Below are 13,858 nucleotides of genomic sequence, written 5' to 3'. Positions count from 1 at the left end.
ATGGCGACGAAGCCGTCGGGCGGGACGGACCTGCACCCGGAGCGAAGCGTAGGGCCGAAGCGCCAGCGGAGGATGGCGAAGGCCGCCGATTTTGTTTCGCGATGGAAAGGCGCGGGTTCGGGGTCCCCGCGCGGCCTGCCGCGTGGGGTGGACATGCGCCGCCGGAAAATCGTCGGCCGCAGCCATTGCTGATCCGGCACGGCTGATGGCCGATCGCCCTCTCGAAGGCCGAGGCGCGGTCTTTTTGTCGTCACTGGCGCATCGTTGCGGCATGGGGGCTGCGCGCCACCTGTCAGCCCCTTCCGGCTAAGCGGCAAGGTCGATGAAGCGTGCGACGTCCTCTGGAGCGAGCTGCACTCGAACGCCTGCCCGAAGCGCTTCGATACCGAGCCGCCGGAGATCCTCGTTGAAGTCCCCGAATGCCGGCGACAATGGGATGGCCTCGATTCCCTCGGCGTTCGCCCGTTCGATCAGTATGTCCCACGCGCCGTCACCGGCCGGATCGTCGTCTCGGACGATATAGAGCCGCCGCAAAGTCGCGGGGAACAGGATGGCGGCCAGATGCGCTGCCGAAAGCGCCGGCGCCATCGCCATATCGGGCAGGACCTGCCGGAGCGACAGCATGGTCTCGATACCTTCGCCTGCCGCCATCACGCTGCCGGGCGCACCGATGCGGACGGCATTGCCGAGGAGATCGCCCATCGCCTTGCGCGGTGTGTCGATGGGGGCTTTGTCGGAGCCGTCAGGCGCAAGCCAGGTGCGGTGCGCGCCGGTGATCTTGCCAGCGAGGTCGGTGACGGCGGCGATCATGGCGGGCCAGGTCTCGGTCGGGCCATCGTCGGGCTTGTAGTAGCAGCGAGGGTGGAAGCGCAGGTTTCCAGTTCCGTGCAAAAGCACAATGCCGCGTCTGCGCAGATAGGTCTGCACGATGGTCCCGGTGATCGGTTGCGTCATGGCGATGAGACGGCGTGCCGCCTCGGGCGACCCCGATGGCGCTGGCGCCAGTCCGCGGCGTGATGCCGGCTCGGGTTCGGGATGCGGCAGGCTGAGGAAGGTGCGCGCCTCTTGAGCAACGTCTGCGAAGTCGATGAGGCCGAGCGATTCCCGGATGATGTCGAGAAGGTCGCCATGTTCGCCGGTGGCGGCGTCGGTCCATTTGCCCGCTGGTCCCTTCGGGGTGTCGCGCAGGCGCACGAACATGGAGCGGCCTGCGACATTGCGAGCATCGCCAACCCGCCAGTAGTTGCCCTGCCGGTGGCCGTTGGAGAGATAGTGGCGGCAGACCGCCTCGGCCTGTCGGCCGAGACTGTGTGCCAGTTCAGAAGCGTCCTGCCGAGCCATCACGCTGCCTCACGCTCGCTGATCCGCTCGACCGGATAGGTGGCGAGCAGCTTGCCGATGATGGCGGGACCAGAGGCATCGACCGGAACGAAGAAGCGCAGCTTCCACGAGATGATCTCGCTGAAGAGGCCATAGGCGCGCAGGCGATCCCGCATGGTGTCGGTGAAGCCGGACAGTTCGATCCGGTTCGCGCCCATGACGCGCGCGCGGCGAAGCTGGAGCCCGCTGGCCAAGTCGAGTATGGTGCGACCATCCACCAGAGCGGCATAGGCATCATCGCTGCTGAGGTTGGCCGTTCCCGTCGAGGCGGCATTCATGGCCCAAGCAGGCGAAACCCGCCGCCCGATGATGCGTTCGCCATCATCGGTCTGGAGCCGATAGACGCGCGTCGACTCGTTCGGCAGGCGTTTCCACACCGGCAGGAGCAAACCGCTGACCATGTGGATGGCACCGTCGGTATAGGCTGGCACTTCGGCGACTTCACGTTGCCAGACCGCTGCAAAGCTGTCGCGAGCGGCTTCCTGCCAATGGCTGTCTTCCATCATGGCGAGGCTTGCGTGGTGCTGCTCCATCGGCCGGATCAGGCGGACGCGACGTTCGATCTCGCCATCGTCGAGCATGATGGACGGCGCCGGCACCTGGACAGCAGCGTGTCCCGACCGCGCGTTGATGAGCAGCCGGGCATGCGGATCGTCGAGCCAGTCGAGCGCCGTATCGAGCGTGGTTGGCTGGTTTCGGCGGCGCTCGGTGATGGTGAGCAGCCGCGTCTGCGCGCCCGTTGCCGGATGGGTGTAGATGGTCGTGCGCTCAGCGACGACGAAACTTTCCGCCGTCAGCGTTTCCAGCCCGACATCATAAACGCCGCTGGCGATGGCTCCGGACACCTTGGCGTCGAGTAATTGCTCGAAGGCGGTGAAGAGTATGCCCTGAAGCTCGATGGTCAGCGCCAGTAGGCGGTTGAGGAACGTGGTGATCGGCGGCAACTCGTCCTTGATGCCGTTGTCATCGGTCAACTTCAGGCCGGTCGCGGACTCGAAGCGACCCAGCGAGCAACCCTCGACCTTGCCGCGCACGATCAGGAGGTAGAGCTGGCGCAGCGCATCGCGGGCGTAGCTCGATTCCAGATTGTCCTCGGGCCGGAACAGGCCCTGGCCGCCGGTCTGGCGCTGACCGCGCGTGATCGCGCCCAGCGTATCGAGCCGGCGCGCGATCGTGGACAGGAAGCGTTTCTCGGCTTTGACGTTCGTGGCGATCGGGCGGAACAGCGGCGGCTGCGCCTGGTTGGTGCGATTGGTGCGGCCCAGACCCTGGATGGCGGCGTCGGCCTTCCATCCGGGTTCGAGCAGATAATGCACGCGCAGACGCCGGTTCTTCGCCGACAGTTCTGCGTGATAGCTGCGGCCGGTGCCGCCGGCGTCGCTGAACACGAGAACGCGCTTCAGATCGTCCATGAACGCGGCCGTCTCGGCAAGGTTGGCGGATGGCGCGCGGTTTTCGACGGCGAAGCGTTCCCCCTTGCGGACGATGCGCCGGGAGCGGCCCGTCACCTCGGAGACCATATCTGTGCCGAAGCGCTGTACGATCTGGTCGAGCGCCCCCGGGACGGGTGGTAAAGACGCAAGACGTTCGATCAGCTCGTCCCGGCGCGCGACAGCTTCGCGGCTCTCGACGGGGTGGCCATCGCGATAGACCGGGCGCGAGGACAGATTGCCCTCGCCATCCGTGAACGGCTCGTAGAGTTGGACCGGAAAGGAATGGGCCAGATAGTCCAGAACATATTCGCGGGGCGTGATGTCGACACGAATATCGTTCCATTCCTCGGTCGGGACTTCCGCCAGCCGGCGCTCCATCAGCGCTTCGCCGGTCGAGACGATCTGGACGACAGCGGCGTGGCCATCATCCAGGTCGCGTTCGATGGACCGGATCAGCGTGGGCGTTTTCATCGACGTGAGCAGATGGCCGAAGAAACGCTGCTTGGCGGACTCGAAGGCCGAGCGGGCGGCGGACTTGGCCTGGCGGTTTAGTGTGGCTCCCCCGCTATCTGGGCTGCCGGTGATGTTGGCCGCCTGCATCGCAGCGTCGAGATGATTGTGGATGACGGCGAAGGCGCTGGCGTAGGCATCGTAGATACGCCGCTGCTCGTCGGTCAGAGCGTGCTCGATCAGCTCATATTCGACGCCATCGTAGGAGAGCGAGCGGGCGGTATAGAGGCCCAGCGCACGCAGATCGCGGGCGAGCACTTCCATGGCCGCGACACCGCCGTCCTCGATCGCCTCGACAAATTCGGCGCGGGTGGCGAAGGGGAAATCCTCACCGCCCCACAGGCCGAGCCGCTGGGCATAGGCGAGATTGTGGACGGTGGTCGCGCCGGTAGCCGACACATAGACGACGCGCGCGTTGGCCAGGGCATGCTGGAGCCGAAGGCCCGCACGTCCCTGCTGCGAGGCGGCAACGTCGCCGCGTTCTCCCTTGCCGCCTGCGGCATTGGCCATGGCGTGGCTCTCGTCGAAAATGATCACTCCATCGAAATCGGAGCCCAACCATTCGACGATCTGCCGGACGCGGGAAACCTTCTCACCACGGTCGTCGGACCGTAGCGTGGCATAGGTTGCAAACAGGACGCCTTCCGACAGCGTGATCGGCCGCCCTTGCGCGAAGCGCGACAGCGGCGTGACCAGCAGGCGCTCCATGCCGAGCGCCGACCAATCGCGCTGCGCGTCCTCGATCAGCTTGTCGGATTTGGAGATCCAGACCGCCTTGCGGCGACCGCGCAGCCAGTTGTCGAGGATGATGCCGGCAGATTGACGGCCTTTGCCGGCCCCGGTGCCGTCGCCGAGCATGAAGCCGCGCCGGAAGCGCACGGCGTTTTCGGCTTCGGGCTTGGCTGCCTGGACGAGATCGCAGGTTGCATCGACGGTCCAGGAGCCGGCGAGAAAGTCCGAATGGGCTTCGCCGGCATAAATGACGGTTTCGAGTTGGGCGTCCGACAGGAGATCGGTGATGTTCGCGGGCAGCATCGGCCGATAGGCGGGCTTGGGCGGTGCAACGCTCGCCATGGCCGCCGACTGCACGAGCTTGGTGGGGTGCGCCTGAGAACTGGCAATACGGATCGACTGCAATCCGTATTCTTCATAGATCGCGTCCGTGAGATGGGCGCCTTCCGGCGGCGTCCAGTCCATCGTGTCGTAGGCGAGTTCAACGCCCTGCGGGTCCATGGTGGAGCGTGCGGCCGGACGCTCCGTGGCGGTGCGCGCGAGATAACCCCGCACGGTGCGGGGTACCGAACCCGACACGGGCGGCGCGATGTCGGGCAGTGCGACCGGCAGGCGCGGTGGAATCTGCGCTTCGATCCATGCGAGCAGCGTAGCGACGTCGGGCGCAAGGCCGGCGGAACCAGGGAACGCTGCCGGGTCTTCGGCCGGCAGCTTGTCGATGACGGTGAGCCGCGTTTCGATGCTCGTGCCATGCTTGGCATAGACCGAGCCGTGGATCGCCGCGGTGAAGACGACGCGGCCACGCTCCTGAAGCCGGACGAAGGTGTCGCGCCAGGTCGGTTGCTCGGGGCCGAAGTTTGCGCCGGTGATCGTCACCAGACGCCCGCCATCGGCAAGCCGCGCCAGGGCCGAAGCAACATGACGCGCAGCGGCGTCGGCGACCCGGCCGGAGACGTGCGCCATCACCGAGAAGGGCGGGTTCATCACGATTACGGAAGGGACGGCGCACGCCGGAAGGTGGTCGTCGATCTGGGCGGCTTCGCATCGCGTGACGGCAAGGGCTGGAAAGAGCTGGCCAAGTAGATCGGCGCGGGTTTCCGCCAGTTCGTTGAGGAGCAGCGAGCCGCCGCTGATCTCGGCGAGGATGGCGAGAAGACCCGTGCCTGCCGACGGCTCCAGCACAATGTCGTGCGGTGTGATCGCGGCGGCCGCGATAACGGCGAGGCCGAGCGGGACCGGCGTCGAGAATTGCTGAAGCGCCTGGGCTTCCTCGGAGCGACGGGTGTGCGTCGGCAGAAGGCCGGTGATTTTCGACAGGGCAGAAAGCCGTGCAGCCGGAGTGCCGGCTTTACGGAAAAGCGCACGTCCGTATTTGCGCAGGAACAGGACGGTCGCGCCTTCACAGGCTTCGTAGGCCGTCTTCCAGTCCCAGGCCCCGCTCGTGTCGGAAGCCTCGAAGGCCGTTTGCATGGCGATGCGGAGATTGGCGTTGTCGATCCGCTGGCCGCGTTCGAGCAGGGTGAGAAGCTGATGGGCGGCGGCGATGATGGCGGACGCGCGGGCAACGGGCGCAGCCGGACCGGCTACGGGCGACATGATGTTCATGGATCGGAACCTCGGGAGAGCGGGAACGGCAGGCCCGGACGGCGCTCTCTCTCGACCGCACGGACTCAAACCCGTCCCGGCGGCCCTCTCACTCTCGAACACGTCGCTGCCGACATGAAAAAAGCGCCTCGGCCGAGCGGCAGAGGCGCTTTGAGGGGGTCAGGCCCAGTGTCCATCGGCGATCTCGCGGGCGACGAGCCTGCGCGCCTTGCGGATCAGGTCATCGCCGCTGGTGTCGATGTGCCCGAAGAACCGGGCGCGCGCGCCGTTCGCGGTCCAATCGGCATAGGCGCAATATTCGCGAGCCTTGGCCCGGAAGACCCGCATGTCGCTGGCCCAATGGGGCTTGGGCTCCACGACAACCGTGATCCCGTCTCTGGTTTCCAGCCAGGGGAGAGACCGCTCGGCGGGCGGTCGCTCACGATCGGCGGCGAAAATGGCGTCGATGTCCATCATGGCGCTTCTCCGGGCGCGCCCGGATGCATGAAGCCGCCAGGATCGCCTGGGTTGGGCGGCAGGTAGGCGTCATAGGGATTGCCGTCGGCGAGGTGGCCGAAGGGCGTGAAGACGAAATCACCATCGTCTCGTCCCACCGCGCAGATGACGTAACGCGGAGCGCCGGTCACGGCATCGAGGCATTCCATGAGCGCAAGGTTGCCGTCACCGGCAGCGCGCAGCAGCGTCTGAAAATTGCTCCGGGCATGGGACGGAATGCTCATAGCGGGCCTCCCTCGTCGGAGAGGGTCTGGTCGAGCCAGCCATCGGTGTAGATCCAGTCCAGAGTCTCCCCGGTGGCGAGATCGAGGACATGCGCACCGCCGCCGAAGCCGTCGAGCCGGGGCTTCGAGCAGGTGTTGGCATATTGGAAACCCCAGCGGCCGGTCAGACCGAACTCTGCGGCGCAGCGCTTCACGAACTGGATCAGGTGCTCGGGATCGCCAGTGACGTCGTCACGCATCCAGAGCTGCGTGCCGCCATGCTCGGGCTGGATCGAGAGAAGAAAGCCCTCGGAAGGCGGTTCTTCCGATGCGCCGGCCTCGGAGAGGCGGTTGTAGAGGTCGAGCGCGCGGGCGGCGTTCTCGGGCGTGCCGACATCGAGCAGGCACGAGAAATGGGTGAAATAGTCGGCCATGACAGGCTCCTGAAAAGGGAATGCCCGGCCCGCACGGCACAGCCACGCAGGCTGTCGACCGTGGGACCGGGCGGTGTGGAGGATCGGGGTGAGATGCGCGGGACGAACGGCGCCGCCCCGCGCGATCCGCGCTATTCGGCGGCGACGGCGTGCTGGACTTCGTCCTCGTCGGTGTCTTCGTCCTCGCCGTCCTCGGTGAGGAAGTCCGGCAAGGCGGTGTCTCCGCCGGTATTGGCCTGATCGTCGGGACCAGGCTGATCGCCATCGAAGGACGTCAGGCGCAGCGGTTCGGGCAGCCAGCCGCTGTCGCTCAGCAGGCGTTCGGCTTCCTTGGCCATGTCGCCCTTCTTCATGTGATCGATGAGCTGCGCGGCCCGCTCGCCGGCGCCTTCGCGCACGGCCTCGAGAATGCGGGGCTTGGTCACGCGGCCGAGATAGTTGCTGACCGTGGGCTTCCAGCCTGCGGCCACCATGTCCATGCCGGTCGCCCGCGCGAGCCGGTCGGCCTGAGCCAGACGCACGTCGAGACCGTGCTGGCTGACGCCCGAGCCGGAATAGGGGTTCGGACGCTCGAACAGCGCATCGACGCCGTAGCTGACGCAGAGCGCCAGAAGCTCCAGGCGCGTGCCGTCATCGAGATCGGTCAGCCAGGCCCAGAGGGCCTGATCGTCCGCGGGGATGTGGTCCCCCCAGCGTTCGTGGCGATCGTTGACCGCCTGCGCCGATGGGCTGTCCTTCAATTCCTCGGACTGGGCCGAGAAGAAGATGTGGCGGACATTGGCCTCGAGGCAGCCGGCCGGGTTGGTGTGGATGAAGGTGTCGCTCAGAAGCTTGTGCAGCAACATGGTCATGGCGACGTGCGGATGTTCTGCCAGCGCGTTGCGCAGAGCCAGGGTGCGATGGGCGGTCAGCTCGATCACGAGACGCTCGGGCAACGGCTTGATGCCGTCTTCCTCATCCTCCTCGGGCTCGGCGGGCTTGCCGCCGATGGTGATGACCGCGCGCTGGACGGCCGGCGTATCGGGCTGATCGCTCCCGGACGCCTCGCCATCGGGCTCGGCCTGGGGCTCATCCTCGGCGCGGACATAACCGCGGTCGATCGACAGCGAGCCGTCGATGTCGAGGCTGACGAAGGCGCCGGCGATTGCGATGTCGGCTTGATCGTAGCTGACCGAACGGTTCTCGAAGGCCTCCAGGGCCTGCTCGATTTCGCCGAGACGTTGATCGATCGCGTCGGGCAGCTCGTCGGCCTCGGAATATTCCGCTTCGATCCGGTCATATTCCTCGCGCAGCGCTTCGCGGGTCGCACGCTCCTCGTCGGTCAGATCGATCGTGGTGCCGGAAAGCTCACGCAAGCCGTGGTCGTGGCCGTAGGGGAAGCTCACCGCGACCTCGATCCACTTCCAGCCTTCCTCGGCGATCTGATCGGCGGTGGCTTTCAGCTTCTCTGCCACCATACGGTCGAGCAGGACGGGGTCTTGCAGCCAACCGCCGTCGTCGGATTGGAAGAGATCGCGCAGCACGATCCCGCCTGCGGCCTCGTAGGCATCGACACCGACGAAAATGGCCCGTTTGTCCGAGGCGCGTACCGCGGTCTCGGTCAGCATCCGCCGGATCTGATAGGGCTCCTTCTGCCAGCTTTCCTTGATTGCGTCCCAAGCCTGCTCCTGACGGGCATGGTCGGGGCTGACGGTGAAGGCCATGAGCTGTTCGAGCGTCATGCCGTCATCGGCATAGATGTCGAGCAGGGTCGGCGAGACGGAGGTGAGGCGCAGGCGTTGCTTCACCACGGTGACGTTGACGAAGAAGGCGGCGGCGATGGCCTCCTCGGTCATGCCCTTGTCGCGCATGGCCTGAAAGGCGCGGAACTGGTCGAGCGGATGGAGTGGTGCGCGTTCCATGTTCTCGACCAGCGATACTTCGTCGACGAGGATGTCGCTGTTGGCGTCGCCGATGACGCAGGGCACCGTCGCCGTCTTGGCCAAACGCTTCTGCTTCACGAGCAGTTCGAGTGCGCGATAGCGGCGACCGCCGGCGGGCACTTCGAACATTCCGGTCTCCGCGCCATCGGCGTCGAGGACGGGACGGACATGGAGGCTCTGGATGAGGCCGCGCCGGGCGATGGACTCGGCCATTTCCTCGATCGAGACGCCGGCCTTGACGCGGCGGACGTTGGACTGGCTCAGCACCAACTTGTTGAAGGGGATGTCGCGCGCCGACGACAGGGTGATCTTCTGGATGGCACTCGCCATGTTCGTTACTCCGCAACGGGCGGCCGGGAGACTCTCTCTCGACCTCCAACCCGTCACGAAGCGAAGCGCCGCCCTCTCACTCTAAGAAGGGCAGCGCCGCAGAAGCGGAAAGGCGTGAAGCCGGAGACCTGCTTTCCCGCCTTTCCGGTGTTCATATTCGATCACGCCGCCTGCCGTTCGTCGCCGGCCATGGTGTCGTCCGGGCCGAGATCGGCGTCGGGCAGGAAGCCGAGCAGCCAATCGGCCGCCTTGCTCGCCTGGGAGGCGGCGCGGACGATGGCGCGATTGTCCTCGCGCAGCACCTCCAGCCAGGCACCGATATAGTCGGCATGGCGGACGGTGGGCACGATGCCGAGAGACGCGCAGCAGAAGGCCGCGTTGATCTCGGCCACCAGCTCCTCGAAGGCGTATTTCTTCGTGCCGAAGCCGCCGGTCAGGTCGCGACCGAGCCGGGAGGCATGGCCGCTGGCGTGCCCGAGTTCGTGCAGGGCCGTGCGGTGCCAGTTGATCGGCTCGAAATAGGCCTGCGGCGGCGGCACCTGCACATAGTCGTGCGCCGGCACATAGAAGGCGCGATCGCCGCCGATGCGGAAATCGATGCCCGTCGCTTCGATCAGAGCCTCGACGCGCGGCTCGATGAGGCCAGGCGGCGGCGGTGGAGCGATGGCGGCGATGTTGTCCGGCAGGCCGTCGCATTGCGCGGCGCTGAAGACGGTGAAGCGCTTGAGGAAGGGAATCGCGGCGGCGTCCTCGCCGGTCTCGTGGGCTCGGCGCTTCTCGTCCTCCGGCGTGAAGCGGTCGGCATAGACGACGGTCGTGCCGTGCTCGCCCTTGCGGACATTGCCGCCCAGCGACAGCGCCTGGCGGAAGGTGAGCCAACTCTGGCCGGGGAAGCCGTGCTGGATCACCGCCCCCCAAAGGATGAGCACGTTGATGCCGGAATAGTGCCGTCCGGTCGCAGCGTTTCGGGGCATGGCGAGCGGCGCCTTGGCCGCGGCCGATCCCCATGGCTGGACCCAGGGCGCGCGGCCCGCCTCAAGCTCAGCGATGATCTTGTCGGTGATGTCGTCATAGAGGCTCGCCCGGCCTGAACTGGCGCGGGCGCCGTGGTTTTTCCTGAACATCGCGGTTCTCCGCGACGGGCGCCGGAGACCTCTTCTCCGGCCCTCAACCCGTCACGGGAAACCCCGTCCGCACTCTCACTCTATGGGGGGCGTTGCGGGGATCTCCCCGCAGAAGGGGTCGGGCGAGACCCAAGGCTCGACCGCAGGGGAAGGCCTTCCCCTTTGTCCCAGCTTTCCGTCCCGGACCTGTTTCCTTGAAAACTGTCAGAAAACTGCGTATGTTCCTGACAGGAGAAAGACGATGACACGGCTGACCGAACAGATTCTGTCGCATATGGCGGGTTTGCCCGAGGGCGCTTCTGTGTCCGCCAAGGGGCTGCTCCATCTCGGCAATCGCGCCGCGGTGGACCAGGCCTTGTCGCGTCTGGCCGAGCGCGAACAACTCATCCGGGCTGGGCGCGGTGTCTATCTCCGCCCCGTCGCCAGTCGATTTGGGACGCGCGCGCCGTCGGTGGAACAGGCTGTGGAAGCCCTTGCCAGCCAGCGTGGCGAGACCATCGTCTCGAACGGTGCGGCGGCCGCAAACGCCCTTGGCCTGACAACGCAGGTGCCGGTTCGCTCGGTCTATCTGACCTCCGGGCGCAGCCGGAAGATGAATCTCGGCAAGCAGGTCGTGGAATTGCGCCATGCCCCGCGCTGGCAACTGGCTCTGGCCAACCGGCCGGCGGGAGAGGCCGTCCGGGCCTTGGCCTGGCTCGGCCCGGAGAAAGCCGAAACTGCGCTCAGGACATTGAAGCGAAAGCTGCCGCCTGGCGCCTTTGGCGAATTGGTGGCGGCCGCGCCGCAGCTTCCGACATGGTTGGCGCAGAGTGTCGGGAAGGCGGCCTATGGCTGAAACCTTCCTGCTCCTCTCGGCTCAGGATCGCCGCGACGCCCTTGGCGTCGCGGCTGATCGTTCGGGGCGGCCCGCGCATCTGCTCGAAAAGGACGTCTGGGTGGTGTGGCGTTGAGCACGCTCTACGCGGCGCCGCTTGGTGAGCATCTGGTGTTCAAGGGCGGCACATCGCTGTCGAAAGCCTATCAGGTCATCCATCGGTTTTCCGAAGATGTGGATCTGACCTACGACATCCGGGCCATCGCGCCTGACCTGGTCGGGGACAATGGCGAGGGCCTGCCGAAAACACGAAGCGAGGAAAAGCGCTGGTCCAGCGAGGTTCGTCGCCGGCTGCCGGAATGGGTTGGCTCTGTAGTGCAGCCGGTGATCGCCGACGCCCTGGCAACGGAAGGTCTGGCGGCGACGATCCGCGTCGAAGGTGATCGGCTGTTTATCGACTACGAACCGACCTCAACCGGATCGGGCTATGTCGCCCCCAGCGTGATGCTGGAGTTCGGCGCGCGGTCGACGGGCGAGCCGGCCAATCTGCGCGACGTGGTCTGCGATGCCTCAGACCTTCATCGATGGCCTGTTAATCCCGACAGCGCCAGTCCATTCTAACGTGGGTAAGCGGAAAATCTGCGCAGCATCGCCGATGCGGTGGCTGTGCCGCTGCGGATCGAGATAATGAGACGCAGCAGTTCGTCCCAATGGGCGTCAACATGCCCGATTGCGACCGGATCGCCGCTCATGCGGCCAGCAGCAGCCGCGCTTCCTGGCCCGGCAGCAGATGCAGACGCCGGTCCCTCGGGCCGCGCAGGCGCGTCGCGAAGCGGTAGCCGAAGAATGGCATGAGGCCGAACACATGATCGGATGCGCCGACGGTATCTCTTCGCCCGCGGTGAGCCGATGCCGCTTCGTGAGATGGCGTCGGTGGAAATGCGCAAGAGGAACCTCAGCCTTCAGGGGCGCTTACGGAAGTCAACCGGCGTCGCGCGGCCGACAGACGTCCATCACGCTGGCGACGGCATGGCTGTCGCTGCCGTCTTGCCCTTGAAGTCGGTGATGACCTCGCCGATCAGCGCCCGTAGCCAGCGGTGTGCGGGATCGTGCCGGTAGCGGACGTGCCAGGCCATTTCCACGGGAAAGCTGCCGAGGTCGACCGGGGCGGGCAGGATCTTCAGCCGGGGGTCGTGCATCAGCCGCCTGCAGATGAGCGAGGGCAGGGTGGCGCAGTAGTCGGTCACCGCCACCATCTCGGCTACCGCGAAGAAATTGGTCACGGAAATCGCGACGTCGCGCTTAAGCTGCTGCTGCGCCAGCGCCTGGAACAGCCCGGCGCGCATCCGGCCAGGCGGCACGATGTTGACGTGCTTCATCGTCTCAAACTGCTCGCGCGTCATGGCATCGCCGATGGCCGGATGGTCGGCGCGGACGGCGCAGGCGAGCCCTTCGTCCATCAGGTGCTGGACGACGAGGTTGTCGGGCGGATCGACGATGCGGCCCAGCACGAGCGCCGTCGTGCCCGACACGACGCCTGTTTCCACAAGATCGTTGCCGTAGGGCGTCAGGCGGAGCTTTATGCCGGGCGCGACCTTCTCCAGGCGCGCCAGTACAGCGGGGACGAGGACGAACTCGACATAGCCGTTCGGCGCGATCGTGAAGAGCCGTTCGGCGTGTGCGGGGTCGAAGGCCTGCTGACCGAGGACCGCGTCGTCGAGCTGCGCGAGTGCCTCGGCGATCAGCGGTGAGAGTTCAAGCGCGATCGGGGTCGGCTGGATGCCATAGCGCTCGCGGACGAACAGCTGGTCCTGAAGCATCTGTCGTAGACGCGACAGGGCGTTAGACAGGGCGGGCTGCGTCATACCCATGCGCTCGGCAGCCCGGGTGACGCTGCGCTCCTCCATCAACGCCACGAAGATCGGCAGCAGGTTCAGATCGTAGCGCATGCAGTCATCCTGTCAGACGTATATCTGAAATCAGAAAGATAAACTTCTAGAATATGTCAACGAGGCCCATTTACCCATCCATTGGCGACGGACACCGCGCACATGGAGGTTCAGATGAGCAAGGGTCAGGTTCTCGTTCTTGGGTCGAACGCGACACAACTCGGTCTGCGTGGCGGCGGTACCGCGACGGTCGGTCAGTATCTCAACGAGACGGCGGTCCCCGCGCTGGCTCTGCTCGATGCCGGCTATGATATTGTTCTCGCCACGCCCAATGGTGCCAAGCCGCACATCGACGCCGCCTCCGTTTCGGTTGATCATTTTGGCGGCGATGAGACGGCATTCCAGCGCGCCAAATACTTTTTTGCCAGCCACCCGGCGATGAACGACGTGCGTACGCTGAAATCGGTCGTCGACGAGGGTCTGGACGGCTTTGCTGGCGTGTTCGTGCCGGGAGGTCACGCGCCCATCGTCGACCTGATGGTGGACCGCGATGCGGGCACGATCCTCCGTCACTTCCACGCGGCGGCCAAGCCGACCGCGCTCCTCTGCCACGGACCGGTGGTCGTTGTCGCCGCGCTCGAGGATGCTTCGGCCTTCCGCAAGGCGCTGGAGGAAGGCGATGACGCCTGGGCGGCCGACCTGGCGCGAGACTGGATCTACGCGGGCTACCGCATGACCGTCTTTTCGGCGAGCGAGGAGAAGATCGCTGAGGAGCAAGTGCTGAAGGGCGAGCTCTACTTTGACATGGAAAAGGCGCTGCGGTCGGCCGGTGGCAACGTATCGGTCACCGACAAGAACTTTGCTTCGAATGTCGTCGTGGACCGTGAGCTGATAACGGGTCAGAATCCGGCGTCGGACCGGGCCATGGCCGACGCGTTGATCGAAGCCCTCGACCGCGCAGCTGCGTGAGCACCAGGATGACCGGCG

At 65.9% G+C, this 13,858-nt stretch carries 12 protein-coding genes and 1 pseudogene; 4 read left to right on the top strand and 9 right to left on the bottom strand.

Annotated elements, in window-relative coordinates:
• Nucleotides 1-306: 306 nt before the first annotated feature.
• From AB433_RS10755 to AB433_RS10725, 7 genes are all read right to left on the bottom strand, one after another.
• The gene (locus AB433_RS10755; protein WP_047820985.1) at nt 307-1,341 is read right to left on the bottom strand and encodes a DUF7146 domain-containing protein; all 1,035 of its coding nucleotides are present in this window, start codon (nt 1,339-1,341) and stop codon (nt 307-309) included.
• Nucleotides 1,341-5,660: a strawberry notch family protein gene (locus AB433_RS10750; protein ID WP_156170789.1), complete on the bottom strand. Its 4,320-nt coding sequence runs from the start codon at nt 5,658-5,660 to the stop codon at nt 1,341-1,343. Before AB433_RS10750 ends, AB433_RS10755 begins: the two co-directional genes overlap by 1 nt.
• Nucleotides 5,661-5,819: 159 nt before the next feature.
• Nucleotides 5,820-6,116, bottom strand: coding sequence for a hypothetical protein (locus AB433_RS10745; RefSeq protein WP_047820984.1), 297 nt, complete (start codon nt 6,114-6,116; stop codon nt 5,820-5,822).
• Entirely contained in the window at nt 6,113-6,379 is a 267-nt protein-coding gene (locus AB433_RS10740; protein WP_047820983.1) for a DUF6117 family protein, read from the bottom strand. Before AB433_RS10740 ends, AB433_RS10745 begins: the two co-directional genes overlap by 4 nt.
• On the bottom strand, nt 6,376-6,792 hold the full coding sequence (locus AB433_RS10735; RefSeq protein WP_047820982.1) for a hypothetical protein: 417 nt from the start codon (nt 6,790-6,792) through the stop codon (nt 6,376-6,378). The genes AB433_RS10740 and AB433_RS10735 overlap by 4 nt, the downstream gene beginning before the upstream one ends.
• Before the next feature lie 131 nt (nt 6,793-6,923).
• A complete protein-coding gene (locus AB433_RS10730) occupies nt 6,924-9,044 on the bottom strand; it encodes a ParB/RepB/Spo0J family partition protein (protein ID WP_047820981.1) in 2,121 nt (706 codons plus the stop codon).
• A gap of 161 nt (nt 9,045-9,205) precedes the next feature.
• Entirely contained in the window at nt 9,206-10,168 is a 963-nt protein-coding gene (locus AB433_RS10725) for an ArdC family protein (protein WP_047820980.1), read from the bottom strand.
• Nucleotides 10,169-10,409: 241 nt separating this feature from the next.
• Here AB433_RS10725 and AB433_RS10720 point away from each other — a divergent pair, with 241 nt between their 5' ends.
• Genes AB433_RS10720 through AB433_RS10715 form a run of 3 tightly spaced genes read left to right on the top strand, consistent with a single transcriptional unit; the run spans nt 10,410 to nt 11,603 of the window.
• Nucleotides 10,410-11,003, top strand: coding sequence for a DUF6088 family protein (locus AB433_RS10720; RefSeq protein WP_047820979.1), 594 nt, complete (start codon nt 10,410-10,412; stop codon nt 11,001-11,003).
• Nucleotides 10,996-11,118, top strand: coding sequence for a hypothetical protein (locus AB433_RS21555; protein WP_260181971.1), 123 nt, complete (start codon nt 10,996-10,998; stop codon nt 11,116-11,118). Before AB433_RS10720 ends, AB433_RS21555 begins: the two co-directional genes overlap by 8 nt.
• Nucleotides 11,115-11,603, top strand: coding sequence for a nucleotidyl transferase AbiEii/AbiGii toxin family protein (locus AB433_RS10715; RefSeq protein WP_245626644.1), 489 nt, complete (start codon nt 11,115-11,117; stop codon nt 11,601-11,603). Before AB433_RS21555 ends, AB433_RS10715 begins: the two co-directional genes overlap by 4 nt.
• On the opposite strand, the pseudogene AB433_RS20015 reads toward AB433_RS10715, so the two are convergent.
• A pseudogene (locus AB433_RS20015) lies at nt 11,603-11,871 on the bottom strand (Tn3 family transposase); the annotation flags it as partial. The gene AB433_RS10715 and the pseudogene AB433_RS20015 overlap by 1 nt on opposite strands.
• 124 nt (nt 11,872-11,995) lie before the next feature.
• Nucleotides 11,996-12,931, bottom strand: a complete 936-nt coding sequence (locus tag AB433_RS10710; protein WP_047820978.1) for a LysR family transcriptional regulator — start codon at nt 12,929-12,931, stop codon at nt 11,996-11,998.
• Between the two features lie 114 nt (nt 12,932-13,045).
• On the opposite strand from AB433_RS10710, the gene AB433_RS10705 reads away from it, so the two are divergent.
• Nucleotides 13,046-13,840, top strand: a complete 795-nt coding sequence (locus AB433_RS10705; protein WP_047823883.1) for a type 1 glutamine amidotransferase domain-containing protein — start codon at nt 13,046-13,048, stop codon at nt 13,838-13,840.
• The last annotated feature ends 18 nt before the right edge of the window (nt 13,841-13,858 follow it).

This window comes from Croceicoccus naphthovorans (assembly GCF_001028705.1).
Taxonomy (GTDB): Bacteria; Pseudomonadota; Alphaproteobacteria; order Sphingomonadales; family Sphingomonadaceae; genus Croceicoccus; species Croceicoccus naphthovorans.
The sequence above is the reverse complement of the archived record's forward strand: the minus strand, read 5'-3'. Positions and strand labels throughout refer to the sequence as shown.

Coding starts and splice junctions, on each gene's coding strand:
- AB433_RS10735 (WP_047820982.1), bottom strand. CDS start 6,792: ATGGCCGACTATTTCACCCATTTCTCGTGCCTGCTCGATGTCGGCACG.
- AB433_RS10755 (WP_047820985.1), bottom strand. CDS start 1,341: ATGGCTCGGCAGGACGCTTCTGAACTGGCACACAGTCTCGGCCGACAG.
- AB433_RS10710 (WP_047820978.1), bottom strand. CDS start 12,931: ATGCGCTACGATCTGAACCTGCTGCCGATCTTCGTGGCGTTGATGGAG.
- AB433_RS10730 (WP_047820981.1), bottom strand. CDS start 9,044: ATGGCGAGTGCCATCCAGAAGATCACCCTGTCGTCGGCGCGCGACATC.
- AB433_RS10720 (WP_047820979.1), top strand. CDS start 10,410: ATGACACGGCTGACCGAACAGATTCTGTCGCATATGGCGGGTTTGCCC.
- AB433_RS10705 (WP_047823883.1), top strand. CDS start 13,046: ATGAGCAAGGGTCAGGTTCTCGTTCTTGGGTCGAACGCGACACAACTC.
- AB433_RS10745 (WP_047820984.1), bottom strand. CDS start 6,116: ATGATGGACATCGACGCCATTTTCGCCGCCGATCGTGAGCGACCGCCC.
- AB433_RS10725 (WP_047820980.1), bottom strand. CDS start 10,168: ATGTTCAGGAAAAACCACGGCGCCCGCGCCAGTTCAGGCCGGGCGAGC.
- AB433_RS21555 (WP_260181971.1), top strand. CDS start 10,996: ATGGCTGAAACCTTCCTGCTCCTCTCGGCTCAGGATCGCCGCGACGCC.
- AB433_RS10750 (WP_156170789.1), bottom strand. CDS start 5,660: ATGAACATCATGTCGCCCGTAGCCGGTCCGGCTGCGCCCGTTGCCCGC.
- AB433_RS10740 (WP_047820983.1), bottom strand. CDS start 6,379: ATGAGCATTCCGTCCCATGCCCGGAGCAATTTTCAGACGCTGCTGCGC.